General features: G+C 65.0%; 19 protein-coding genes. 11 read left to right on the top strand and 8 right to left on the bottom strand.

What is annotated here, in order from left to right:
* The first annotated feature begins 12 nt into the window (after positions 1–12).
* The 7 genes from VE092_RS14045 (at position 13) to VE092_RS14015 (ending at position 7,305) form a co-directional block, all read left to right on the top strand.
* A complete protein-coding gene (locus tag VE092_RS14045; RefSeq protein ID WP_006463582.1) occupies positions 13–951 on the top strand; it encodes an ABC transporter permease in 939 nt (312 codons plus the stop codon).
* A 46-nt stretch (positions 952–997) separates the two neighbouring features.
* Entirely contained in the window at positions 998–1,891 is an 894-nt protein-coding gene (locus VE092_RS14040) for an ABC transporter permease (protein WP_324877708.1), read from the top strand.
* A gap of 45 nt (positions 1,892–1,936) precedes the next feature.
* Positions 1,937–2,896 carry an ABC transporter ATP-binding protein gene (locus VE092_RS14035; RefSeq protein ID WP_324877706.1) on the top strand — a complete coding sequence of 320 codons (960 nt, stop codon included), beginning with the start codon at positions 1,937–1,939 and terminating at the stop codon, positions 2,894–2,896.
* Positions 2,897–2,912: 16 nt separating this feature from the next.
* Positions 2,913–3,860: an ABC transporter ATP-binding protein gene (locus VE092_RS14030; RefSeq protein ID WP_006463585.1), complete on the top strand. Its 948-nt coding sequence runs from the start codon at positions 2,913–2,915 to the stop codon at positions 3,858–3,860.
* Positions 3,861–3,893: 33 nt separating this feature from the next.
* Positions 3,894–5,513: a gamma-glutamyltransferase family protein gene (locus tag VE092_RS14025; RefSeq protein ID WP_324877704.1), complete on the top strand. Its 1,620-nt coding sequence runs from the start codon at positions 3,894–3,896 to the stop codon at positions 5,511–5,513.
* A gap of 13 nt (positions 5,514–5,526) precedes the next feature.
* The gene (locus VE092_RS14020) at positions 5,527–6,327 is read left to right on the top strand and encodes a GntR family transcriptional regulator (protein WP_324877702.1); all 801 of its coding nucleotides are present in this window, start codon (positions 5,527–5,529) and stop codon (positions 6,325–6,327) included.
* A gap of 84 nt (positions 6,328–6,411) precedes the next feature.
* Positions 6,412–7,305: a 2-dehydropantoate 2-reductase gene (locus tag VE092_RS14015; protein WP_324877700.1), complete on the top strand. Its 894-nt coding sequence runs from the start codon at positions 6,412–6,414 to the stop codon at positions 7,303–7,305.
* Positions 7,306–7,314: 9 nt separating this feature from the next.
* Here the strand turns inward: VE092_RS14015 and VE092_RS14010 are convergent, their stop codons facing one another.
* The 8 genes from VE092_RS14010 to VE092_RS13975 form a co-directional block, all read right to left on the bottom strand.
* A complete protein-coding gene (locus VE092_RS14010; RefSeq protein WP_324877698.1) occupies positions 7,315–8,160 on the bottom strand; it encodes a M55 family metallopeptidase in 846 nt (281 codons plus the stop codon).
* Between the two features lie 24 nt (positions 8,161–8,184).
* Complete coding sequence (locus tag VE092_RS14005; protein ID WP_324878025.1) at positions 8,185–9,213, bottom strand: P1 family peptidase; 1,029 nt, start codon at positions 9,211–9,213, stop codon at positions 8,185–8,187.
* A 5-nt stretch (positions 9,214–9,218) separates the two neighbouring features.
* The gene (gene gsiD, locus VE092_RS14000) at positions 9,219–10,163 is read right to left on the bottom strand and encodes a glutathione ABC transporter permease GsiD (protein WP_324877697.1); all 945 of its coding nucleotides are present in this window, start codon (positions 10,161–10,163) and stop codon (positions 9,219–9,221) included.
* An 8-nt stretch (positions 10,164–10,171) separates the two neighbouring features.
* Positions 10,172–11,092: a glutathione ABC transporter permease GsiC gene (gene gsiC / locus VE092_RS13995; RefSeq protein WP_324877695.1), complete on the bottom strand. Its 921-nt coding sequence runs from the start codon at positions 11,090–11,092 to the stop codon at positions 10,172–10,174.
* Between the two features lie 131 nt (positions 11,093–11,223).
* Positions 11,224–12,795, bottom strand: a complete 1,572-nt coding sequence (gsiB, locus tag VE092_RS13990) for a glutathione ABC transporter substrate-binding protein GsiB (protein WP_324877693.1) — start codon at positions 12,793–12,795, stop codon at positions 11,224–11,226.
* Positions 12,796–12,889: 94 nt separating this feature from the next.
* Complete coding sequence (locus VE092_RS13985) at positions 12,890–14,743, bottom strand: dipeptide ABC transporter ATP-binding protein (RefSeq protein WP_324877691.1); 1,854 nt, start codon at positions 14,741–14,743, stop codon at positions 12,890–12,892.
* 25 nt (positions 14,744–14,768) lie between these two features.
* Positions 14,769–15,755: an isoaspartyl peptidase/L-asparaginase gene (locus tag VE092_RS13980; RefSeq protein WP_324877689.1), complete on the bottom strand. Its 987-nt coding sequence runs from the start codon at positions 15,753–15,755 to the stop codon at positions 14,769–14,771.
* Positions 15,752–16,717 carry a MurR/RpiR family transcriptional regulator gene (locus tag VE092_RS13975; RefSeq protein WP_324877687.1) on the bottom strand — a complete coding sequence of 322 codons (966 nt, stop codon included), beginning with the start codon at positions 16,715–16,717 and terminating at the stop codon, positions 15,752–15,754. Before VE092_RS13975 ends, VE092_RS13980 begins: the two co-directional genes overlap by 4 nt.
* Positions 16,718–17,078: 361 nt before the next feature.
* Between VE092_RS13975 and VE092_RS13970 the strand changes: the two genes are divergently transcribed.
* The 4 genes from VE092_RS13970 (at position 17,079) to VE092_RS13955 (ending at position 21,860) form a co-directional block, all read left to right on the top strand.
* Positions 17,079–18,014: a LysR family transcriptional regulator gene (locus VE092_RS13970; RefSeq protein ID WP_324877685.1), complete on the top strand. Its 936-nt coding sequence runs from the start codon at positions 17,079–17,081 to the stop codon at positions 18,012–18,014.
* Between the two features lie 299 nt (positions 18,015–18,313).
* Complete coding sequence (locus VE092_RS13965; protein WP_039876979.1) at positions 18,314–19,627, top strand: MFS transporter; 1,314 nt, start codon at positions 18,314–18,316, stop codon at positions 19,625–19,627.
* Positions 19,628–19,706: 79 nt separating this feature from the next.
* Positions 19,707–20,384: a DUF2848 domain-containing protein gene (locus VE092_RS13960; protein WP_324877681.1), complete on the top strand. Its 678-nt coding sequence runs from the start codon at positions 19,707–19,709 to the stop codon at positions 20,382–20,384.
* A gap of 123 nt (positions 20,385–20,507) precedes the next feature.
* Positions 20,508–21,860 (top strand): amidase, encoded by a 1,353-nt coding sequence (locus VE092_RS13955; protein WP_324877679.1) that lies wholly within the window; start codon positions 20,508–20,510, stop codon positions 21,858–21,860.
* Positions 21,861–21,916 lie beyond the last annotated feature (56 nt).

The following is a 21,916-nucleotide window of genomic DNA, read 5'->3' as shown; positions in this document are numbered from 1 at the left end:
CGAAAACAAGCCATGCCCAAGCTGCTCAAGCGTCTCCTGCTGTCCCTCCCCACCCTGCTGCTGGTGAGCATGGTGGTGTTTTCCCTGCTGGCGGTGCTACCGGGCGATCCGGTGGCCGCCATCCTCGGCATGGAAGCCACGCCGGAAGCGGCGGCCGCCCTGCGCCTGAAGCTGGGCCTGGATGATCCGCTGCTGGTGCAGTACGGGCGCTGGCTGTGGGCCGTGCTGCACGGCGACCTGGGCCGCTCCTTCATCGACAACACACCGGTGGCCGACGCCCTGTGGCAACGCCTGCCGGTGACCATCGAACTGGCCATCGGCAGCTTCCTGGTGGCGGTGATCATCGCCGTGCCGGCCGGCATTCTCTCGGCCGCACGACCGCGTGGCTGGGCCAATGCCATCGGCACCCTGATCGCGCTGTTCGGCATGTCGGTGCCACACTTCTGGCTGGGCATGCTGTTCATCATCCTGTTCGCGGTCAAGCTGGGCTGGCTGCCGGCCTCGGGCTTCGTGCCGCTGAGCGTGGACTGGCACGCCAACCTGATCGCCATGATCATGCCCATGGTGGTGACCGGCCTGCGCGAATCGGCCATCCTCATGCGCATGGTGCGCAGCAGCCTGCTGGAAGTGCTCAACGAGGATTACATCCGCACCGCCTTCTCCAAGGGCCTGCGCGACTGGCAGGTGGTGCTGGGCCACGCCCTGCGCAACGCCATGATCCCGGTGCTCACCGCCAGCGGTCTGATGGTCTCGGGCATGCTCGGTGGACTGGTGATCACCGAGAGCATCTTCGGCATTCCCGGCATGGGCAAGATGATCGTGGACGCCATCTTCCAGCGCGACTACGTGACCGTGCAGGCCGGCGTGCTGGCCGCCACCGTCATGGTGGTGATCGTCAACCTGGGCGTGGACCTGCTCTACAGCGTGATCGATCCGCGTATTTCACGATGATCACGATGAGCACCATGCATCCCCGCCCACCCTACCAGGCCCGACCATGAATTCCTCCACCAAGACGACCAACACGACGTCCTCCCAGGCCCTGCCCGAACTGCCGCGCTGGCGCACGCTGCGCCGCTTCGCCGGCAACCGGCTGGCGCTGATCGGCGCCCTCATCATCGGGTTGCTGATCGTACTGGCGCTGGCCGCACCACTGCTGGCGCACTACGATCCCATCTTCGACCAGGACTATGGCAACCTGCTGGCCGGACCCAGCGCCGAACACTGGCTGGGCACCGACGACCTCGGCCGCGACATCTACACCCGCATGCTCTTTGGCTCGCGCATCTCGCTGCAGGCGGCGCTGATCTCGGTGGGGCTGGCGTTTTCCCTGGGCGTGCCCATCGGCATCGTCAGTGGCTACTACCGTGGCGCAGTCGATGCCATCGTCATGCGCGTGGTCGATGCACTGCAGGCCTTCCCTTCACTGATCCTGGCGCTGGCACTGGCGGCGGCGCTGGGCGGCGGCTTCTACAATGCCATGGTGGCCGTCGGCATCGGCTTCACGTCTTCCTTCGTGCGCCTGGCGCGCGGCCAGGCCATGACCATCCGCAACCTCGATTACGTGATGGCGGCCCGCTCCATCGGCGCCGGTCACCTGCGCATCATGTGGCGCTACATCCTGCCCAATTCGCTGGCGCCGCTGGTGATCCAGGCCACCTTCGCCATGGGTACCGCGATCATCGCCGAAGCCGGCCTGTCCTACCTGGGCCTGGGTGCCAAGCCGGAAGATCCGAGCTGGGGCTCCATGTTGCACATCGCCCAGGGCTACCTGAATACCACGCCGATGCTGGCCATGTGGCCGGGGCTGGCGATCTTCCTGGTGGTGCTGGGCTTCAACCTGCTGGGCGACGGCATCCGCGAAGTCTTTGATCCAAAACTGAGCCGCTGATGGCATCGCCAAGTGCGTCACCAAGTGAGCCGCCAAGGAATACCCATGCTGGATATCGAAAATCTGAAAATAGAATTCCTGAGCCACGGCCGGCGCGTGGCGCCGGTCGATGGCGTCTCCTTCTCGCTGGGGCGCGACGAAACGGTCGGCCTGCTGGGCGAATCCGGCTGCGGCAAGAGCGTGACCGCGCTGTCCATCCTGCGCCTGTTCCCCATGGCCAGCCAGGCCCGCCTGTCGGGCGCGATCCGCTTCGACGGGCGCGACCTGCTGCAGGCCGAGGATGAGGCCCTGCGCGGCATCCGGGGCAAGGAGATCGCCATGATCTTCCAGGAACCGATGACTTCCCTGAACCCCTTGCACCGCATCGGCGAACAACTGGCCGAGATGCTGCGCATCCACACCGGCCTGGCGCGCCAGGAGATCGATGCCCGCGTGCTGGCCATGCTGGAACGCGTGGGCCTGGCACGGGCCGCGCAACTGGTGGACGAATACCCGCACAGCCTCTCCGGCGGCATGCGCCAGCGCGTGATGATCGCCATGGCACTGCTGTGCAAGCCCAAGCTGCTCATCTGCGACGAACCCACCACCGCCCTGGACGTCACCATCCAGGCCCAGATCCTGGACCTGATGCGCGACCTCAAGCGCGAGCAGCAGACCTCCATCCTGTTGATCACCCACGACCTGGGCGTGGTGGCCGAGATGTGCGAACGGGTGGTAGTGATGTATGCCGGACAGGTAGTGGAACAGAGCAGCGTGGAGGACCTCTTCGACCGTCCCGCCCACCCCTACACCCATGCCCTCATGCGCGCCCGCCCGGCACTGGACGCCACGCCCGGCGCGCCCCTGAACGCCATTCCCGGCAGCGTACCGCCGCCCGGCACCGTCAAGAGCGGCTGCCGCTTCGCCGCCCGCTGCGCCCGCGCGCAGGACATCTGCCGCCAGGAAATGCCGCCACTGGAAGACCTGGGCGACGGCCATCATGTGCGCTGCTGGTATCCGCATTGAAGCAAGGCTAATGACGATGAACCCTCCCCTGCTCGAAGTCCACGGACTGAAAAAACATTTTGCTGCCGGCAGCACCACCGTCAAGGCCGTTGACGACGTCTCCTTCAGCATCGCCGAAGGCCAGACCCTGGGCCTGGTCGGCGAATCCGGCTGCGGCAAGTCCACCACCGGACGCAGCGTGCTGCGCCTGATCGAACCCACCGAAGGCAGCGTGCGCTTCATGGGCCAGGAAATCACCCTGCTGCCGGCCGGCCCGCTGCGCGCCATGCGCCGCCACATGCAGATGGTGTTCCAGGACCCCTATGCCTCGCTGAACCCGCGCATGAGCATCGGCGAAGTGCTGGAAGAACCGCTCATCGTGCATGGCCTGCACGACCGCGCCACCCGCAAGCGCAAGGTGGCCGAGGCACTGGACATGGTGGGTCTGAACCCGGCCTATGCGGCGCGCCATCCGCACGAATTCTCCGGCGGCCAGCGCCAGCGCGTGGGCATCGCCCGCGCCATCATCACCCGCCCCAGGCTGGTAGTGGCCGACGAAGCGGTCTCGGCGCTGGATGTCTCGATCCAGGCGCAGATCCTCAACCTGCTGCGCGAACTGCAGCAGGAACTGGGGCTGACCTATCTCTTCGTCTCGCACGACCTGGCCGTGATCCGCCATGTGAGCGACACCATCGGCGTGATGTACCTGGGCCGCATGGTGGAGCTGGGCGCGCGTGAAGACATCTACGCCCGGCCCAGCCACCCCTATACACAAGCCCTGCTCTCGGCCATCCCGCGTGAACACCCACGCGAGCAGCGCCAGCGCATCGTGCTGCAAGGAAGCATCCCCAACCCGGCCGCGCCGCCCGCCGGCTGCCACTTCCATCCACGCTGCCCGTCCTGCATGGAAGTCTGCCAGCGCGAAGCGCCGGCCCCGATCAAGCTCAGCCCGACTCATACCGTGGCCTGCCACCTGTATCGCTAAAATACACACCTGACCCAAGAACGAGAGACCGCCATGCCCGCCTTCCCCGACTTCAGCAGCAATCACTATCCCTACTTCTCGCGCCGCAGTGCCGTCTATGCCCGACGCGGCATGGTCGCCACCTCGCAGCCGCTGGCCGCGCAAGCCGGGCTGGAAGTCCTGCAGCGCGGCGGCAATGCCATCGACGCCGCCATCGCCGCGGCCGCCGCGCTGACGGTGGTGGAGCCGACCGCCAACGGCATCGGCGGCGATGCCTTCGCCCTGGTCTGGCATGGTGGCAAGCTGCATGGACTCAACGCCAGCGGCCCGGCACCACAATCGATCTCGGCCGACAAGCTCACCGGCGCCGGCCTGAAGGAAGTCCCCAAATACGGCGCCCTGCCGGTGACGGTGCCTGGCACACCCAGCGCCTGGGCCGCCATGGCCAAGCGCTTCGGCAAACTGGCCCTCACCGATTCGATGGCCGGTGCCATCACCCTGGCGCAGGAAGGTTTCCCGGTCTCGCCGATGGTGGCGCACGCCTGGCAGGTGGCACAACAGAACTTCAAGCGTGAATTCAAGGACGCCCATTTCCAGTCCTGGTTCGACACCTTCTGCATCGACGGCCGAGCACCGCAAGCCGGCCAGCTGTGGCGCTCGGCCGGCCATGCCGCGACCCTGCAATCCATCGCCGAGGACGGCGCCGAAGGTTTCTATCGCGGTGAACTGGCTGGCCGCATCGCCGCCTTCATCCAGCAAGCCGGCGGCTACATGCAAGCCTCCGACCTGGCCGCCTTCCAGCCGGAATGGGTGGACCCCATCGGCGTGAACTATCGCGGCTACGACATCTGGGAAATCCCGCCCAATGGTCACGGCATGGTGGCGCTGATGGCGCTGAACCTGCTGAAGACCTACGACTTTTCCGAGCGCGACACCCTGGCCACCTACCACCGCCAGATCGAAGCCATCAAGCTGGCCTACGCCGATGGCCTGGCGCACATCGCCGACCCGGCCCACATGAAGGTGACAGTCGAACAGTTGCTCTCCGACGCCTATGCCGACGAACGCCGCAAGCTGATCGGCGAACGCGCCACCCTGCCGGTGGCCGGCGATCCCTCACGCGGCGGCACGGTCTATCTGTGTACCGCCGATGCCGAGGGCAACATGGTGTCCTTCATCCAGAGCAACTACATGGGCTTTGGCTCCGGCCTGGTGGTACCGGGTACCGGCATCGCCCTGCACAACCGTGGCAACAACTTCACCCTGGAAGCCGGCCATCCCAACGTGCTGGCGCCGGGCAAGCGCCCGTATCACACCATCATCCCCGGCTTCATGACGCGCAACGGCCAGGCAGTCGGTCCCTTCGGCGTGATGGGCGGCTTCATGCAACCCCAGGGCCATGTGCAGATGGTGATGAACACGGTCGATTTCGGCCTCAACCCGCAGGCGTCGCTGGATGCGCCGCGCTGGGAATGGGAAAAGGGCAACAAGGTCTCCATCGAGCACAGCACCGCCGAACACCTGTTCCGCGGCCTGGGCGGGCTTGGTCACGAGGTCTCGTGGTCGGGCAACCAGTTGGGCTTCGGCCGTGGCCAGATCATCTGGCGCAATGATGAAGGCGTCCTGTGCGGCGGTACCGAACCGCGCACCGATGGCTGCGTAGCGGCCTGGTGAGGATGCGACCATCGTGAAGAGCGTGGCTGCCCCCTCCCCCCTGCCGCCGTCGGCCGAGGCCATCGACGTGGCCGAGCCCGACGGCGACGATGCGCTGGTGCGCAGCGGCTCCCTGCCCGAGTATGTCTACGCCCAGCTGCGGCAGGACATCTTCGACATGCGGCTGCTGCCCGGCGACCAGATCACCGAGACCGAAATCGCCGCCTACTTCAAGGTCTCGCGCACGCCGGTGCGACAAGCCCTGCAGCGCCTGCAGAACGATGGCCTGATGCAGGGCTACGTACGCGGTGGCTGGGAGATCGTGCCGATCGATTTCAAGCGCTTTTCCGACCTCTACGAAATGCGCAAGCTCATCGAGACCCACGCCGTGCGCCGCCTGTGCGCCCAGGCCGGCGACCAGAGCGTGCTGGCCGGACTGCGCGCCTCCTGGTGCGTGCCGGAGCAGGCCCGCGAGCTGGATGGCCCCAAGGCCGCACAGCTCGACGAAGTGTTCCACCAGACCCTGGTGCGCGCGGCCGGCAACCAGGAGATGGCCGATACCTTCGACCGCCTGACCGACCGTATCCGCATCGTGCGCCGCCTGGATTTCCTCTATGGCGATTGCCTGCACTCGACCTACGAGGAACATGCCGCCATCCTGGACTGCATCGCGGCCGGCGATGCCGACGCGGCGCAACAGCTCATGGGAGAGCACATCGACGGCAGCCATGCCGAGGTCAACCAGATCACCCTGCACCGCCTGCACAGCGCCCGGGCGACTGCCACCACCAAGCCCCCGGCCTATGTGTCGGTGCGGGTGCGGCGCTCGTTCTGACCACTGCTGACCCCGCCTGAAAAGACCGCGGTGCTGTGTTAGGCTTTCCGCTTCGTCATCAATCTACCGAGCGGGGAGACACGCATGAAAGTTGCAGTGATGGGCGCGGGTGCAGTGGGCTGTTATTTTGCCGGGATGCTGGCACGCGCCGGACATGAGGTGGTCCTGGTGGGCCGCCCCCAGCACGTGGAGGCCTTCAATACCCGTGGCCTGCGGCTGGAAGCCAGGACCTTCGATGAGACCATCCCCGTCAAGGCCAGCACCGATCCCGCCATCGTCGCCGGCGCCGAGCTGGTGCTGTTCTGCGTCAAGTCTCCTGATACCGAAACCGCCGGCGCGCAACTGCGCCCCTACCTGGGCGCCGATACGCTGGTGCTGACATTGCAGAACGGTACCGACAATGCCGAGCGCCTGCGCACCGTGATCCCGCAACCGGTGTCGGCGGCGGTGGTCTACGTCGCCACCGAAATGGCCGGCCCCGGCCACGTCAAGCACCACGGACGCGGCGAACTGGTGATCGAACCCGCCGCGCGCAGCCAGGCGGCCGCCGACGCCCTGATCGCGGCCGGCGTACCCACGGAGATTTCCGACAACGTGCGCGGCGCGCTGTGGCTCAAGCTGATCATCAACTGTGCCTACAACGCCCTCTCCGCCATCGCGCAACTGCCCTACGGCAAGCTGGTGGAAGGCGTGGGCGTCCCGGAGGTGATGGCCCACCTGGTGGCCGAATGCAAGGCCGTGGCCGCTGCCGAAGGGGTAACTTTGGCCGGCGACGTCGACACCGCCGTACGCAAGATCATCGAGACCATGCCCTCCCAGTTCTCCTCGACCGCGCAAGACCTGGCACGCGGCAAGCCCAGCGAGATCGACCATCTGAACGGCTTCATCGTCCGGCGCGGCCAGGCCCATGGGCTGTCCACACCGGTCAACCTGACCGTGCATGCGCTGGTCAAGCTGATCGAGAGCAAGGTGAAATAACTTATCGCATCACCGCAGCATGGCCGACATCGCCGACAAGCTGTTGAGCACGCGCACCGCATATTCCGCCGTCGGCGCATCGAACTCCACGGTGACATTGTCGCTGCGCTCCAGGATCGGCAACTGGCTGAACAGGTCGGCCAGCGCCACGGTCTGTACCTGCAGGCGACACCGCAGCGGCCCGCGCAGTGGCAGTACCGGCATCGACGCCGGTTGCGCCAGCAGGCTGGCCACTGCCTGCCGGGCGCGCTCTTCCAGCAACACACAAGATTGTTGCGGGGTCAGCGAATCGCCACTGTTGGCGCCATAGGCCTTCTTGGTCTCGGCAAAGACCGCATGGGGATACAGCGGCTGGTTTTCCTCGATGAAGGCATCGTCGCCGCTGCCGAAGATCACCGGTACGCCATGCTCGGCAGCCAGTGCGCCATAGAGGCCGGCCTCGCCCATCTCCTGCCCGCCCAGCCAGACCCGGGCAAAGGCAAAGCTGTTGGTGGTGTGCGCGAGGATGCCGCGCCCCTGTGCACGCGAGTGGTAACCCACCAGCATCACGGCATCGATCTCCTGGTCCACGCCACCCATCATGCCCAGTACGCGCGGCTTGCCCAGCACCATGCGGGCCTGCGGATGCAGCAGGTCGGGCAGCAGATTGCGGAAGCCGCCATGCGAGTCATTGACCTTGATGCCGGTGGCACCAGCCGCCAGGGCGCCGCGGATGACGGCGTTGGCTTCTTCGGTCATCCAGCGCCGGGCGCGTTCATATTCGCCGTTGCCGGCGCGGGTCTGCTCGACGTGGAAAACCCCGGCCACGCCTTCGATATCGACGGAAACCAGAATGTTGGCGCGTTTGCCAGTCATGAAAATCTCGCTACGGTAAGTCGTTCAGTTCAATGCCGCCAGCCGCTCGCGCAGGCTGACACGCACATGGCCGTCGCGCCCGTACACGGTCTCGGCGGCAAAAAGGGCATGGACGATGGCCTGCTCCACGCTGTCGGCGGCGGCATGGAACAGCGGATCCAGCAGATGATCGGCCAGCAGCGCCATGTGCACGCACTCGGCCTCGGCCTCGATCTGCTGCGCGGTCGAAAACGCCAGGGCGATATCGCCGCTGCCGTGCCCATAGGCCGATCCGGTCCGTGCCAGCCCGGCACCGGCCCGTACGGCCAAGCGCTTCAACTGGCGCGCATCCAGCGGCGCATCGGTGGCCAGGAGGATGATGATGGAGCCCTTCTCGGGGGCAGCATCCGGCGGCTCTGCAGCGGCCAGGCGCGCGCCCAGTGGATCGCCGGCCAGGATCAGCTCCGGCAGGCGACCGAAGTTGGACAGCACCAGCGCCCCCACGGTGTAGCCCTGCCCGGCGGCACCGACAACGGCTAACCGGGAAGCCGTCCCGATCCCGCCCTTCAGGCCGAAGCTGGACATGCCGCGCCCGGCGCCCACCGATCCTTGGGCCACCTCAGATGAAGCTGCCTGCAGGGCCGCATCGAAATGCGCCGGCTGCACCGCAATCGCCTGCAGATCGTTGAGATAGCCGTCATTGCATTCCAGCACCAGCGGATTGACGGTGGGCAGGCTGCGCCCGCATTGCGGGTTGGCGCGCAGGGTGTGGGCGATCTGGGCATTGAGCAGCGTGCCGACGGCGAAGGTGTTGGACAGCGCAATCGGCGTCTCCAGCAGGCCCAGCTCTTCCAGTTGCACCAGTCCGGCACTCTTGCCGAAGCCGTTGATGACCGCCACGGCCGCCGGCAAGCGGTGGGTGAACAGATTGCCACCATGCGGCACAATCACGGTCACGCCGGTCTGCACCGGTCCATCATCGAGCGTGCAATGGCCGACGGTCACCCCGGCCACGTCGGTGATGCTGTTACGCGGGCCGGCGGCAAGCCGGCCAATGTGCGGCGGGGGCGACATCGCCATCAACGCTGGTCGATCTTGGGATCGAGCGCGTCACGCAGGCCATCGCCCAGCAGGTTGAAGGCCAGCACGGTGAGGAAAATGGCGATGCTGGGCACCAGCGCCACGTGCGGTGAGGTCACCATGTCGGCGCGGGCTTCGTTCAACATCAGGCCCCACTCCGGGGTGGGCGATTGCGCACCCAGGCCGAGGAAGGACAGGCCCGCGGCGGTGATGATGGAGGTGCCGATGCGCATGGTGAAATACACCACGATGGCCGAGATGGTGCCGGGGAAGATGTGCTTCCACATGATGGTCGCATCCGATGCACCGATGCTGCGGGTGGCCTCGATATAGGTCAGGTTCTTCAATTGCAGCGTATTGCCGCGCACCAGGCGGGCAAAGGCCGGGATGCTGAACACCGACACCGAGATGATGACGTTGATCATGCCGCCCCCCAGGATGGCGACGATGCCGATGGCCAGCAGGATGCCCGGGAAGGCGAACAGCACGTCGCAGATGCGCATGGTGATGCGGTCCCACCAGCCCTCGTAGTAGCCGGCCAGCAGGCCGAAGACGGTGCCGATCACGGCGCCGATGGCCACCGAGAAGAAGCCCGAGGCCAGCGAGATGCGTGTGCCCATCAGGATACGGCTGAAGATGTCGCGGCCCAGCGAGTCCACACCGAACCAGTGGGTCCAGGTCGGCGGCGAGTTCAGGGCGTCGTAGTCGAAGAAGTTCTCGGCATCGAACGGCACGATCCAGGGGGCCAGGATGGCGACCAGGATCAGCAGCAGGATGAACACGCCGGCATAGACGGCCAGCCGCTGCTTCTTGAACTTGCGCCAGAATTCGCGCCACGGGGTGCGGATCTTCTGACCGGATGCGGTGACAGCGGCGGGATCGGGCGGCGGCAAGGGCGCGCCGGTTTCGGAGGTGGTAGCCAGAGGCGAATTGGAGAGCGACATGATTCCCCTCACTTGAAACGGATGCTGGGGTTGATCACGGCATACAGCACGTCCACCACCAGGTTGATGAAAATGAATTCCAGCGAGAACAGCAGGATCTCGGCCTGGATGATGGGGTAGTCACGCATTTCGACCGCGTCCACCAGCAGGCGTCCCATACCCGGCCAGTTGAAGACCACCTCGACCAGGATCGAGCCACCCAACAGGAAGCCGAACTGCAGGCCCATCATGGTTACCACAGGAATGAGGGCATTGCGCAGGCAGTGCTTGATGACCACTACCGTCTCGGTCAGGCCCTTGGCGCGGGCAGTACGGACGAAGTCTTCCTGCAGGATCTCGATGAAGGAGGAGCGGGTGAAACGCGCCATCACCGCCGCCACCGCCGCGCCGAGCGTGATCGAGGGCAGGATGTAGTGGCGCCAGGTGTCGTCGCCCACCGTGGGCAACCACCCCAGTTTGACCGAAAACACCTGCATCAGCAGGATGCCCAGCGAAAAGGCCGGGAAGGAAATGCCGGACACCGCCAGCGTCATGCCCAGACGATCCGGCCACTTGTTGCGCCACACCGCCGATGAAATACCGATGATCAGACCGAAGATCACGGCCCAGATCATGGCCACGATGGTCAGCCACAGCGTCGGCCAGAAGCGCGAGCCGATCTCTTCGGATACCGGGCGCTTGCTGCGGATGGAGGTGCCGAAGTCGCCCTTGGCGGCATTGACGAAGAAGTTCACGAACTGCTCGGGCAGGGGCTTGTCCAGGCCGAGGTCGGCGCGCACCAGCGCGACCGTCTTGTCGTCGGCTTCGGGACCGGCCGCCAGGCGCGCCGGATCGCCCGGCAACAAGTGCACGAACAGGAATACCAGGACCGCCACCAGCAGCAGTGTGGGAATCAGGCCTAACAGGCGTTTGATGACAAAGGAAAACATGATGCTCTCTGAATAAGGCCGCTCGTCGCCGATGGATCGGACCCTTCTTGTTGCGCGATGGACCAGGGGTCCATCGAAGAATGCAAGCCGGCGGCGCGCTCCTGATGCGCCGCCGGCCTGGTGCTGCCTGCTTACTTCGTCAGTTCGATGTTCTCGAACTCGATAGCCTGGTCAGGCATCACATAGACGCCCTTGAGGTTCTTGTTACGCGCGTACAGCAGCTTTTCGGTCACCAGGAAGGCCCACGGTGCATCCTTCCAGATTTCCTGCTGGGCATCCTTGTACAGGGCTTCCTTTTCCTTGCGATCGGTCAGGGTCAGAGCCTTGGCGATGTCGGCGTCGACCTTGTCGTTCTTGTAGTAGGCGGTGTTGTACAGGCGCGGCGGCATGGCTTCGGAAGCCAGCAGCGGACGCAGTGCCCAGTCGGCTTCACCGGTGGAGGAGGACCAGCCGATGTAGAGCAGACGCACCGGCGCGGTGGCCGGATCTTGCCAGCTTTCCACGCGTTCCACGCGCTGACCGGACTCCAGGGCCTGGATCTTGGCCTTGATGCCGACCTGCGCCAGTTGCTGCTGCAGGAACTGGATGATCTTCAGTGCCGTGCTGTGCGTGTAGGCCGACCACAGTTCGGTCTCGAAACCATTCGGATAACCGGCTTCGGCCAGCAGGGCCTTGGCCTTCTTCACGTCATAGGGCCAGGGGCCGGTCTTGAAGGCGTAGTCCACGCCCTGCGGTACCACGCCTTCCATCGGCGAGGCATAGCCGTTGAAGGCCACCTTCACCAGCGCCTGCTTGTTGATGGCGTAGTTGATGGCTTCGCGCACCTTCGGATTGTCGAAGGGCTTCTGCTTGGTATTCATCGACATGTAACGCTGGATGATGGACGGTGCGGCCACCACATCCAGGTTGGACTTGCTCTTCAACAGATCGGCCTGCTCGTAGGGCAGCGGATAGGTGAATTGCGCCTCGCCGGTCTGCATCATGGCCGAGCGGGCGTTGTTGTCGACCACCGGCTTCCAGATGATCTCGTCGACCTTGGGGTAGCCCGGCTTCCAGTAGCCATCGAATTTCTCGACCTTGACGTAGTCGGTCTGCTTCCATTCGACGAACTTGAAGGGGCCGGTGCCGACCGGGTGGAAGGCGATGTCCTTGTTGCCGTACTGCTTCAGCGCAGCCGGCGAAATCATCACTGCCGACGGGTGGGCCAGCACGTTGATGAAGGCCGAGAACGGCTCCTTGAGCACGATCTTGACGGTGTAGTCGTTCAGGATTTCGGTCTTGGCGATGCGGTTGAAGAGGTTGTAGCGCTTCAACTTGTTGTCCGGGTTGGTGACACGGTCGAACACGGCCTTCACGGCATCGGCCTTGAACACGGTACCGTCCTGGAACTTCACGCCCTGCTTGAGGCGGATGGTGTATTCCAGACCGTCCTTGCTCACCAGGTAGCCTTCGGCCAGCACCGGAATGAGCTTCATGTCCTTGTCGAAACCGAACAGGCCCTGGTAGAAGGACTTGGCCATGGACAGCGACAGGGTGTCGTTGGCGTCATAGGGGTCCAGCGTGGTGAAGGTGGAATACACCGCCAGCGTCACGGTCTTGGCCGCGAAGGCGTGCGCTGCGGCGAACTGCAGCGTGGTACCCAGGGCGGCGACAGCCAGCCATTTGGCAGCCGACACTCCCTTTTGAGTTGCTGTTGTAGACATGTGGTCTCTCCTGATCAGTAAAGCGAGGTTGGTACGACGTAGTGGGTTTTACTGCGCTGACTGCGTTTTTTACAACATGAAAACAGGCCGTCGCTCAGAAAGCGCCGGCAATACGGTGTTGGGCCACAAAGTGCCCGGGGGCCACTTCCTTCAGCGGCTCCACCTTGGGCTCATCGCCCACCAGCCGGATCGGGCTGGGAATTTCATCGGTCAGCAGCTTCTTGCCCGGCTGGCGCAAGGTCGGATCGGCCACCGGCACGGCCGCCATCAGCTTGCGGGTGTAGGGATGCTGCGGATTCTCGAAGATCGCGCGACGCGGGCCGATCTCCACGATCTGGCCCAGGTACATCACCGCCACCCGGTGGCTGATGCGTTCCACCACGGCCATGTCGTGCGAGATGAAGATGAAGGAAATCCCCAGCTCGGCCTGGAGGTCCAGCATCAGGTTGACGATCTGGGCCTGGATCGACACGTCCAGCGCCGACACCGATTCGTCGGCGATGACGATCTTGGGGTTCAGGGCCAGGGCGCGGGCGATGCAGATGCGCTGGCGCTGGCCGCCGGAAAATTCATGCGGATAGCGCTGCCCATGTTCGGGCGTGAGACCCACGCGGGTCAGCAGTGCATCCACGCGTTCCTGGGCGCCCTCCTTCATGCCGTGCACCAGCATCGGCTCCATGATGGAGTAACCGACCGTCATGCGCGGATCGAGGGAGGCGAACGGGTCCTGGAAGATAAACTGGATATCGCGCCGCAACTGGCGCAGCTCGGTGCGCGGCAATTGCGCCAGGTCGCGGCCGCCGAATTCGACGCGACCACCGGCGATATCGACCAGGCGCAACAGGGAGCGACCGGTGGTGGACTTGCCACAGCCGGATTCACCGACGATGGCCAGGGTCTCGCCGGCAAACAGGTCGAAGCTGACCTTTTCCACCGCATGTACGCGCTGTTTGACGCGACCGAAGATGCCGCTCTTCACATCGAAGCGGGTGGTCAGGTCGCGTACCTTGAGGATGGGCTGGCGCTGGGCGGCGATCTCCTGCTGGGTCTGCAGCTCGCTGGCGATCAGGTCGGGGCGCACCTCGGCTTGCGGCGCAATGCCGAAGCGCAGCGGCATATCGGTACCGCGCATGGAGCCCAGGCGCGGCACGGCGGCCAGCAGGGAGCGGGTATAGGGATGGCTGGGTGCGGCGAAGAGCGGCTCGACGGCGTTTTCTTCCACCTTTTCGCCACGGCACATGACCACCACGCGGTCGGCCACTTCGGCCACCACACCCATGTCGTGGGTGATGAAGATCACGCCCATGTGCATCTCTTCCTGCAGGGAGCGGATCAGTTGCAGGATCTGCGCCTGGATGGTCACGTCCAGGGCCGTGGTCGGTTCATCGGCGATCAACAGTGACGGCTTGCAGGACAAGGCCATGGCGATCATCACGCGTTGCCGCATGCCGCCCGACAACTGGTGCGGATGGCGGCCCAGCACGCGCCGTGCCTCGGGAATACGCACCATCTCCAGCATGCGCAGCGCCTCGGCCTGGGCGGCGGCGCGGCTCATGCCCTGGTGCAGCCGGATCGATTCGGCGATCTGTTCACCGACGGTGAAGACCGGGTTCAGCGAGGTCATCGGTTCCTGGAAGATCATGGCGATCTCGGCGCCCCGGATGCCGCGCATGGTGGCATTGTCGGCCTGGGTCAGATCAAGTGTCTGGCCGCTGCGGCGCAGGAACTGCATGCTGCCGCCGACGATCTTGCCGCCGCCGTGCTCGATCAGGCGCATGATCGCCAGCGAGGACACCGACTTGCCCGAACCCGATTCGCCCACGATGGCCAGGGTCTCGCCCTGATCGACATGGAAGGACAGGTCGCGCACCGCGTCCACCGTCCGCTCGGAGGTGGCGAAGCGGACGTTGAGGTGGCTGACATCGAGCACGCGTTGTGACTGTTGCATCTTGATTCTCTCCTGCTCGGCCGACTCAGGCCGGTGCTGCGTAAATTTCGGTGACCGGCGCCAGCTCGCCGCAGCCATAGGCGCGGTACATGCCTTCGGTATTGAACGGCAGGGCCAGGTTGCCCTGGGCATCGATGGCGATCACGCCACCGCGTCCGCCGACCTTGGGCAGGGTATCGAACACCACGGCGCGGCTGGCTTCTTCCAGCGACTGGCCGGCATAGGCCATGCGCGCGCCGATGTCGTAACAGGCCACGGTGCGCATGAAGGCCTCGCCGGTGCCGGTGGCGGAAACCGCGACGGTGGCATTGTTGGCGTAGCAGCCGGCGCCGATGATGGGTGAATCACCCACCCGGCCAGGCTGCTTGTTGGTGATGCCACCGGTCGAGGTAGCCGCGGCCAGGTTGCCGAACTGGTCCAGCGCCACCGCGCCGACGGTGCCGAACTTGTGGTCGGGGTCGATGGGGTCGATGGGCTCGGCGGTCTTTTCGGCAAAGGCGAAGGAGGAGGCATCATGGTCCAGCATGGCCCGCGACTGACCGCGCACGCGCAGCCATTGCTCGTGGCGGGCGTCGGTATGGAAATAGTCGGGCGTCACCGTGGCCACGCCGTTACGAGCGGCAAAGGCTTCGGCAGCGGAGCCGACCAGCAGCACGTGTTCGCTCTTTTCCATCACGGCGCGGGCAGCCAGCACCGGGTTGCGCAGATTGGTGACACAGGCCACCGCACCGGAGGCCAGGTCGGCGCCATTCATCACGCAGGCATCCAGCTCATGCCGGCCTTCGCTGGTATAGACGGCGCCATGGCCGGCATTGAACAGCGGACAGTCTTCCAGCAGGCGCACTGCTTCGGTCACCGCTTCCAGCGCCGAGCCACCGGCATTCAATACGGCCTGGCCGGCGGCCACGATGTCAGCCAGCGCCTGGTGATATCGGGCTTCGTCCTCGGCGCTCAGCGAGGCGCGCGTGATGGTGCCTGCGCCACCATGGATGGCAATTACCGGAGTGGTCATGCTTTGGTCTTTCCTTTATTGAGAGCGGCCCGGGCCGGCTTGGCGACCGGCGTCATGGCCGGGCGATGGTGCTGCTGCGGCAAGTACAGCCAGGGCAGAACGAATTCGGTCATTTGCGAAGCAGCCTGCACCGAGCGCCGGGCGCGATGCGCCACCGCATCGCACAGGGCCTGGATCAGAATCAGCGCGGCCGCATCGGACGTGGGAGACAGCTTGCGATCGGTCTGGGCATAGATCGTGACATCGGCCAGCGGCACCAGCGGCGAGCCGGGAGTATCGGTGATGGCCAGGATACGGGCGCCCTTCTCCACTGCACGCTGGGTCAGCCAGACGGTATCGGCGGCATAGCGCGGAAACACCATCGGGATCACCAGGTCACGGCTATCGAGCTTGAAGAATTGCCGGCCCGCCTGCGAAGGACCACCGGCCAGCGCCACCGAGGACACGGTGCGCACATAGGGCTCCAGCGCATGCGCCATCAGGCCGGCCAGATAGGCCGAGGCACCGAAGCCGGTGATGAAGATGCGTTCGGCGGCAAGAATCATGTCCACTGCCTGTTCACAATGCTCGGGCGTGAGCATGCGGCGGGTGGCCTCGATGTTATGGATGTCGCTATCGAAGGCAGCAGCCATGATCTCGGCGCTGGTGGCGGCGCGTTGCACTTCGTCGCGCAGCTTTTCCACCGGCGCCAGCGTGGTGGCGAAGTCCGCCACCAGGGCCGCGCGGAAGGATGCATAGCCATCGAAGCCCAGCGCATGGGCAAAGCGGTTGGCGGTGGCTACCGAGATGCCGGCCGCCTCCGACAGCTCGTCAATGGTCATGGTCGCGGCACGAAAGGGGTTGCCCAGCACATAGTCGGCGGTCTTGCGGTGCGACTTGGACAGCTGCGGATACAGCTTGCCCAGGGCCTGCGCGACCGCGCCGGCGCCCTGCAAGCTGATGTTCTTCGGCTGTTGTGTCACCGTCGCTACCCCGTCTTCATTCGAACGACCCGCCTCGGCAAACGATCTAAATCGTTTATTCGATTTACCCGGTTTCCCTGGCAGGCTCTCACCCATTGTTATCCTGGCGCAGGACTTGTCATCGCGACCAGGCCCGCCCTGAAAAAATGTAAATATATTTTCATTTACATTCGGAGTAAAGAAAAAATACTTTCAAATTTCGAATATCGTTATAACGCACCAGAAGCAAGCGAGTTGTCTTGCGAAATGCACCAGATGTGCGCCGTTCAGAGCGATTTTATTGCGCACCGCACCAAAAATGACAAGCGGAGTCGACATCACCTGGCGATAAAATACGCTCCTTCACCTCGTCCTGCTTGCCATGAATATCCGCTTTCTCGAAACTTTTGTATGGCTGGCCCGGCTGCGCAATTTCCGGCTCACCGCCGAGCGCCTGCACACCACCCAGGCTGCCGTCTCCAGCCGCATCGCCTCGCTCGAACAGGACTTCGGCGTGCGCCTGTTCGACCGCAGCGCGCGCGAGGTGGCACTCACCGCCGACGGCAGCAAGGCGCTGGTGTACGCGGAACGCATGGTCAAGCTCATGCGCGAGATGAAGGACGACATGTCCGACCGCGAGGTCTATGCCGGCGTGATCCGCATCGGCGTGATCGAATCCATCGTCCACAGCTGGTTCCCGGATTTCCTGGGGCGGCTGCACAAGACCTTCCCGCGCCTGCAGATCGAGATCGTCAGCGATACCACCATCCACCTGCACGAACAGTTCAGCAAGAGCAACCTGGACCTGGTGCTGCAGGCCGAACCGGTGATCGGCCAGCAGGTCAGCAATATCGCGCTGTGCGAATTTCCCATGCGCTGGGTCGGCAGTCCCAAGCTCGACATCGGCAGCGAGACCCTGTCGCTGGCCGACCTGGCAGCCTTCCCGATCATCAGCTTCGCCCGCAACTCCGGACCGCATGCGGTGATCGAGCGCTTGTTCTCGGGCAGCGAACGCAGCGAGCGCACGCTGCACATCAATTGCATCGCCTCGGTGGCGACCATGATCCGGCTGGCCACCGACGGCTTCGGCATCACCGCCGTGCCGCCGGCCATCATCCAGCGCGAGCTCAACGAGGAAAGCCTGCACCTGCTGCGGGTCGATACCGAGTTCCCGGCCCTGGCGCTGATCGCCTGCTTCCGCTCGGACCATGAGAATCCCTTGACCGAAACCGTGGCCCGCATCGCCCAGGAAACCGCGTCCGACTTCGCACTCAATTGGGGCCACGAGATCGCCCGCCTGCCGGCGCCGCTCAGCTGAGCCGGGCGCAATGCCGCGCCGCTGCTGGCTGCGCATCCACAACCGCCGCATGCGGCGCAGCACCATCCTGAAGCAACCGCCGCCCCGCTTTTGCTCATAAGATTTTTCAATCAAGGCCGTTCAGATTTTCTTGTTGGACAGCGCCCGCACCACATCCCCATACTGATTTAAGACCGCTGCCTTCGGGCTACAACAACAGCATGGCCGGTCCTGCTTGCCATCCTTGCACCCAGTCCACCCCATGCCGAACACAGCACGGCGCCGCCACGCGGACGCCGGCACCACTTGAGGAGGTTTTCATGTCTTATTCCCCATCCGCCGCCGCCACAGCGGCGGCATCTGCAGGCGCGCCATCCAGCATGGATGTCACCTATCGCAAGATCGCCTGGCGCCTGATCCCGTTCCTGGTCTTCCTGTTCGTGCTGGCCTGGATCGACCGCGTCAACGTCGGCTTCGCCAAGCTGCAGATGCTGCAGGACCTGCAGTTCTCGGAAGCCGTCTACGGCCTGGGGGCAGGCATCTTCTTCATCGGCTACTTCCTCTTCGAAGTCCCCAGCAACCTGTTGCTGGAAAAGATCGGCGCCCGCAAGACCCTGGCCCGCATCACCATCCTCTGGGGCCTGGCCTCGATGGCGATGGCCTACGTCACCACGCCCACCAGCTTCTACATCCTGCGCTTTTTGCTGGGCATCTTCGAGGCCGGCTTCTTCCCCGGCGTGGTGCTGTACCTGACCTACTGGTTCCCGGCCCAGCGCCGCGCCCGCGTCAATGGCCTGTTCATGACCTCGTTCGCCATCGCCGGTGCGGTCGGGGGTCCCATTGCCGGCCTCATCATGAGCAGCATGGAAGGCGTGGGTCACCTGGCGAACTGGCAGTGGCTGTTCATCATCGAGGGCATCCCTTCCCTGCTGGCCGGCTTCGCCGTGCTGGCCTGGCTGCCGGAAAAACCGGCCAACGCCAAGTGGCTGAGCGAGGCCGAGAAGAACGCCGTCACCCAGGTACTGGCTGCCGAAAACAGCGCACCGGGCAAGCACTTCTCCTTCAAGGACGCCTGCAGCAACTACCGCGTCTGGATCTGCGCCGCCGTGTATTTCTGCGTGGTCAGCGGCAACGCCACCATCGCCTTCTGGGCACCGTCCATCATCAAGGAAATCGGCGTCAAGGGTAACCTGCAGATCGGCCTGATCTCGGCCATCCCCTTCGTGGCCGGCACCCTGGCCATGATCTGGAACGGCTTCCACTCCGACAAGACCGGCGAACGCCGCATGCACAGCGCCATCGCCACCCTGATCGCCTGTATCGGCCTGATCGCCACCGGCATGAGCCTGGGCAACGCCACCCTGGCGCTGTGCTCGCTGACGCTGGCGGCGGTCGGCATCCTGGCGGCCTTCCCGGTGTTCTGGTCGATTCCCGGTGCCTTCCTGGCCGGCACGGCGGCCGCCGGCGGCATCGCCCTGATCAACTCCATCGGCAACCTGGCCGGCTTCGTGGCGCCCTACATGATCGGCGCATTGAAGACCAGCACCGGGTCGCTGTCCTCGGGCCTGTACTTCGTGGCAGCACTGGAATTCCTGGCCAGTTTCCTGGTGGTGGTGTTCGTCAGGAAGCACTGACACCCCACTGAAGCAACTCCCCCAAGCGCAGTGCACATCACCCTCGAATCACACTTGAATCACCTGCAGGATAGACATCATGAAGCTGACCTTTACCCTCCCCGACCAATCCACCCTCCAGGCCGACATCGACAGCCTGGTCATCGCCGGCTGGGCCGGCCGCGACATGGCGGCCATCGAACATCACATCGAAGAACTGGAAGCCCTGGGCATCTCCCGTCCCAGCGCAGTGCCACTGTTCTACCGCGTCTCGGCCAACCAGCTGTCGCAGGCTGAACAGGTGCAGGTACTGGGCGAGGCCTCCTCCGGCGAAGTCGAGACCTTCGTCTTCAATGCCGGTGGCGAACTGTATGTTTCCATCGCCTCCGACCATACCGACCGCAAGCTGGAAGCCCATAGCGTGGCCTTTTCCAAGCAGGCCTGCGTCAAGCCGGTGGGCGCTGCCGCCTGGAAACTGTCGGACGTGGCCGACTACTGGGATGAGCTGGTGATCCGCTCCTGGATCGAAGAGGACGGCGCCACCGTGCTGTACCAGGAAGGTCCGCTGGCCTCGCTGCGCACCCCGTCCGACCTGATCGCCCGCTTCACCGACGGCAGCGCGACACTGCCCGAGGGCTGTGGCATGACCTGCGGCACGGTGGGCGCCATCGGCGGCATCCGTCCGGCCGCCTCCTTCACAATGGAGCTCTACGATCCACGCCGTCAGCGTGCGCTGCGCCATCACTATGTCGCGCAGTCGCTGGCCGAAGTCGCCTGATCCCGTGGCCAGCCCTGCTGGCCATTTTTGTCTGATGCGGCAAGCAATGCGATACTGCCGGCTTGATTGGCCCTTATGCTCTTTTTGCTGCACCGCTCCTGTCGACCACCCCATTTTTCCATCATGCCGAGCACACTTTCCCAACTGGCCGCCGACCTCGATGCCGGCCGCATCACTTCCCTGCAACTGACCGAACAGGCCCTGGCCCGCATCGCCGACCCGGCCGGCGAAGGCGCGCGCGTCTTCACCAGCGTCTATGCCGACCAGGCGCGCGCCGCCGCCCGTGCCTCCGACACCCTGCGCGCCGCCGGTCTGCGCCGCTCGCCGCTGGAAGGCGTGCCGGTCTCGGTCAAGGACCTGTTCGACGTGGCCGGTGAAACCACCCTGGCCGGGTCCGTAGTGCTGCGCGGCAAGCCGGTCGCCAGCGCCCATGCCGAGGTGGTGCAGAACCTGATCAAGGCCGGTGCCATCGTCATCGGCAAGACCAACATGACCGAGTTCGCCTATTCCGGGCTGGGCATCAATCCGCACTACGGCACCCCGCAAAACCAGTGGGAACGCGGTGTCGAAGGCGGGCGCATTCCTGGCGGCTCGTCCTCCGGCGCGGCCATCTCGGTGACCGATGGCATGGCGTTCGCCGCCGTGGGCTCGGACACCGGCGGTTCGGTACGCATCCCCTCGGCACTGAACGGCCTGACCGGTTTCAAGCCGACCGCGGCACGGGTCTCCATGGAGGGCGTGCTGCCGCTGTCGGCCTACCTGGATTCGATCGGCCCGCTGGCGGCCTCGGTGGAGTGCTGCGCCATCATGGACGCCGTGCTGGCCGGTGAAACCTATCGCCCGCTGCCGGCCCATCCGCTGCGCGGCCTGCGTCTGCTGGCACCCACCAATGTCGTGCTCGACGGCATGGACGAGAGCGTCGCCAAGGCCTACCGTGGCGCCCTGTCCAGGCTCACGCAAGCCGGTGCGGTGGTGGTGGAGGAAGAAGTCCCCGCCTTCAACCGCCTGGCGGCGATCAACAGCAAGGGTGGCTTCACCGCCGCCGAGGCCTATGCCTGGCACCGCGCCCTGATTGCCGAGAACGCTGCCGGCTATGACCAGCGTGTGGTCTCGCGCATCCTGCGCGGCAAGGACATGAGCGCGGCCGACCTGCTGGATGTGCTGCACGCCCGCTCGCCCTGGATCGCCGAAGTCGAGGCGCAACTGGCCGGCTACGATGCGCTGGTGATGCCCACCGTCCCCATCGTCGCACCACGCATTGCCGAGCTGCTGGCCAGCGACGACGCCTATTACGGTGCCAATGGCAAGATCCTGCGCAATCCCACGCTGATCAACTTCATGGACGGCTGTGCGATATCCCTGCCCTGCCATGCAGCAGGCAGCGCCCCGGTGGGCCTGTCGCTGGCGGCCGCCGGCGGGCAGGACCGTCACCTGCTGTCCGTGGCCCTGGCGGTGGAAGGGCTGCTGGCCGCTTGACGCCGGAAAAGTTGCCACAAGGATAAGGCCCGTGCATGCACGGGCCTTTTTGTTGG

This window comes from Herbaspirillum sp., assembly GCF_035644555.1.
Lineage (GTDB): Bacteria > Pseudomonadota > Gammaproteobacteria > Burkholderiales > Burkholderiaceae_D > Herbaspirillum.
Note: the sequence above shows the minus strand (reverse complement) of the source record. Positions and strands in the feature narration are given on the sequence as shown.

What these genes read in the sequence shown, in the direction of transcription:
- VE092_RS14045 (WP_006463582.1), top strand. Translation starts at nt 13, where the DNA reads ATGCCCAAGCTGCTCAAGCGTCTCCTGCTGTCCCTCCCCACCCTGCTG.
- VE092_RS14040 (WP_324877708.1), top strand. Translation starts at nt 998, where the DNA reads ATGAATTCCTCCACCAAGACGACCAACACGACGTCCTCCCAGGCCCTG.
- VE092_RS14035 (WP_324877706.1), top strand. Translation starts at nt 1,937, where the DNA reads ATGCTGGATATCGAAAATCTGAAAATAGAATTCCTGAGCCACGGCCGG.
- VE092_RS14030 (WP_006463585.1), top strand. Translation starts at nt 2,913, where the DNA reads ATGAACCCTCCCCTGCTCGAAGTCCACGGACTGAAAAAACATTTTGCT.
- VE092_RS14025 (WP_324877704.1), top strand. Translation starts at nt 3,894, where the DNA reads ATGCCCGCCTTCCCCGACTTCAGCAGCAATCACTATCCCTACTTCTCG.
- VE092_RS14015 (WP_324877700.1), top strand. Translation starts at nt 6,412, where the DNA reads ATGAAAGTTGCAGTGATGGGCGCGGGTGCAGTGGGCTGTTATTTTGCC.
- VE092_RS14010 (WP_324877698.1), bottom strand. Translation starts at nt 8,160, where the DNA reads ATGACTGGCAAACGCGCCAACATTCTGGTTTCCGTCGATATCGAAGGC.
- VE092_RS14005 (WP_324878025.1), bottom strand. Translation starts at nt 9,213, where the DNA reads ATGTCGCCCCCGCCGCACATTGGCCGGCTTGCCGCCGGCCCGCGTAAC.
- gsiD (WP_324877697.1), bottom strand. Translation starts at nt 10,163, where the DNA reads ATGTCGCTCTCCAATTCGCCTCTGGCTACCACCTCCGAAACCGGCGCG.
- gsiC (WP_324877695.1), bottom strand. Translation starts at nt 11,092, where the DNA reads ATGTTTTCCTTTGTCATCAAACGCCTGTTAGGCCTGATTCCCACACTG.
- gsiB (WP_324877693.1), bottom strand. Translation starts at nt 12,795, where the DNA reads ATGTCTACAACAGCAACTCAAAAGGGAGTGTCGGCTGCCAAATGGCTG.
- VE092_RS13985 (WP_324877691.1), bottom strand. Translation starts at nt 14,743, where the DNA reads ATGCAACAGTCACAACGCGTGCTCGATGTCAGCCACCTCAACGTCCGC.
- VE092_RS13980 (WP_324877689.1), bottom strand. Translation starts at nt 15,755, where the DNA reads ATGACCACTCCGGTAATTGCCATCCATGGTGGCGCAGGCACCATCACG.
- VE092_RS13970 (WP_324877685.1), top strand. Translation starts at nt 17,079, where the DNA reads ATGAATATCCGCTTTCTCGAAACTTTTGTATGGCTGGCCCGGCTGCGC.
- VE092_RS13965 (WP_039876979.1), top strand. Translation starts at nt 18,314, where the DNA reads ATGTCTTATTCCCCATCCGCCGCCGCCACAGCGGCGGCATCTGCAGGC.
- VE092_RS13960 (WP_324877681.1), top strand. Translation starts at nt 19,707, where the DNA reads ATGAAGCTGACCTTTACCCTCCCCGACCAATCCACCCTCCAGGCCGAC.
- VE092_RS13955 (WP_324877679.1), top strand. Translation starts at nt 20,508, where the DNA reads ATGCCGAGCACACTTTCCCAACTGGCCGCCGACCTCGATGCCGGCCGC.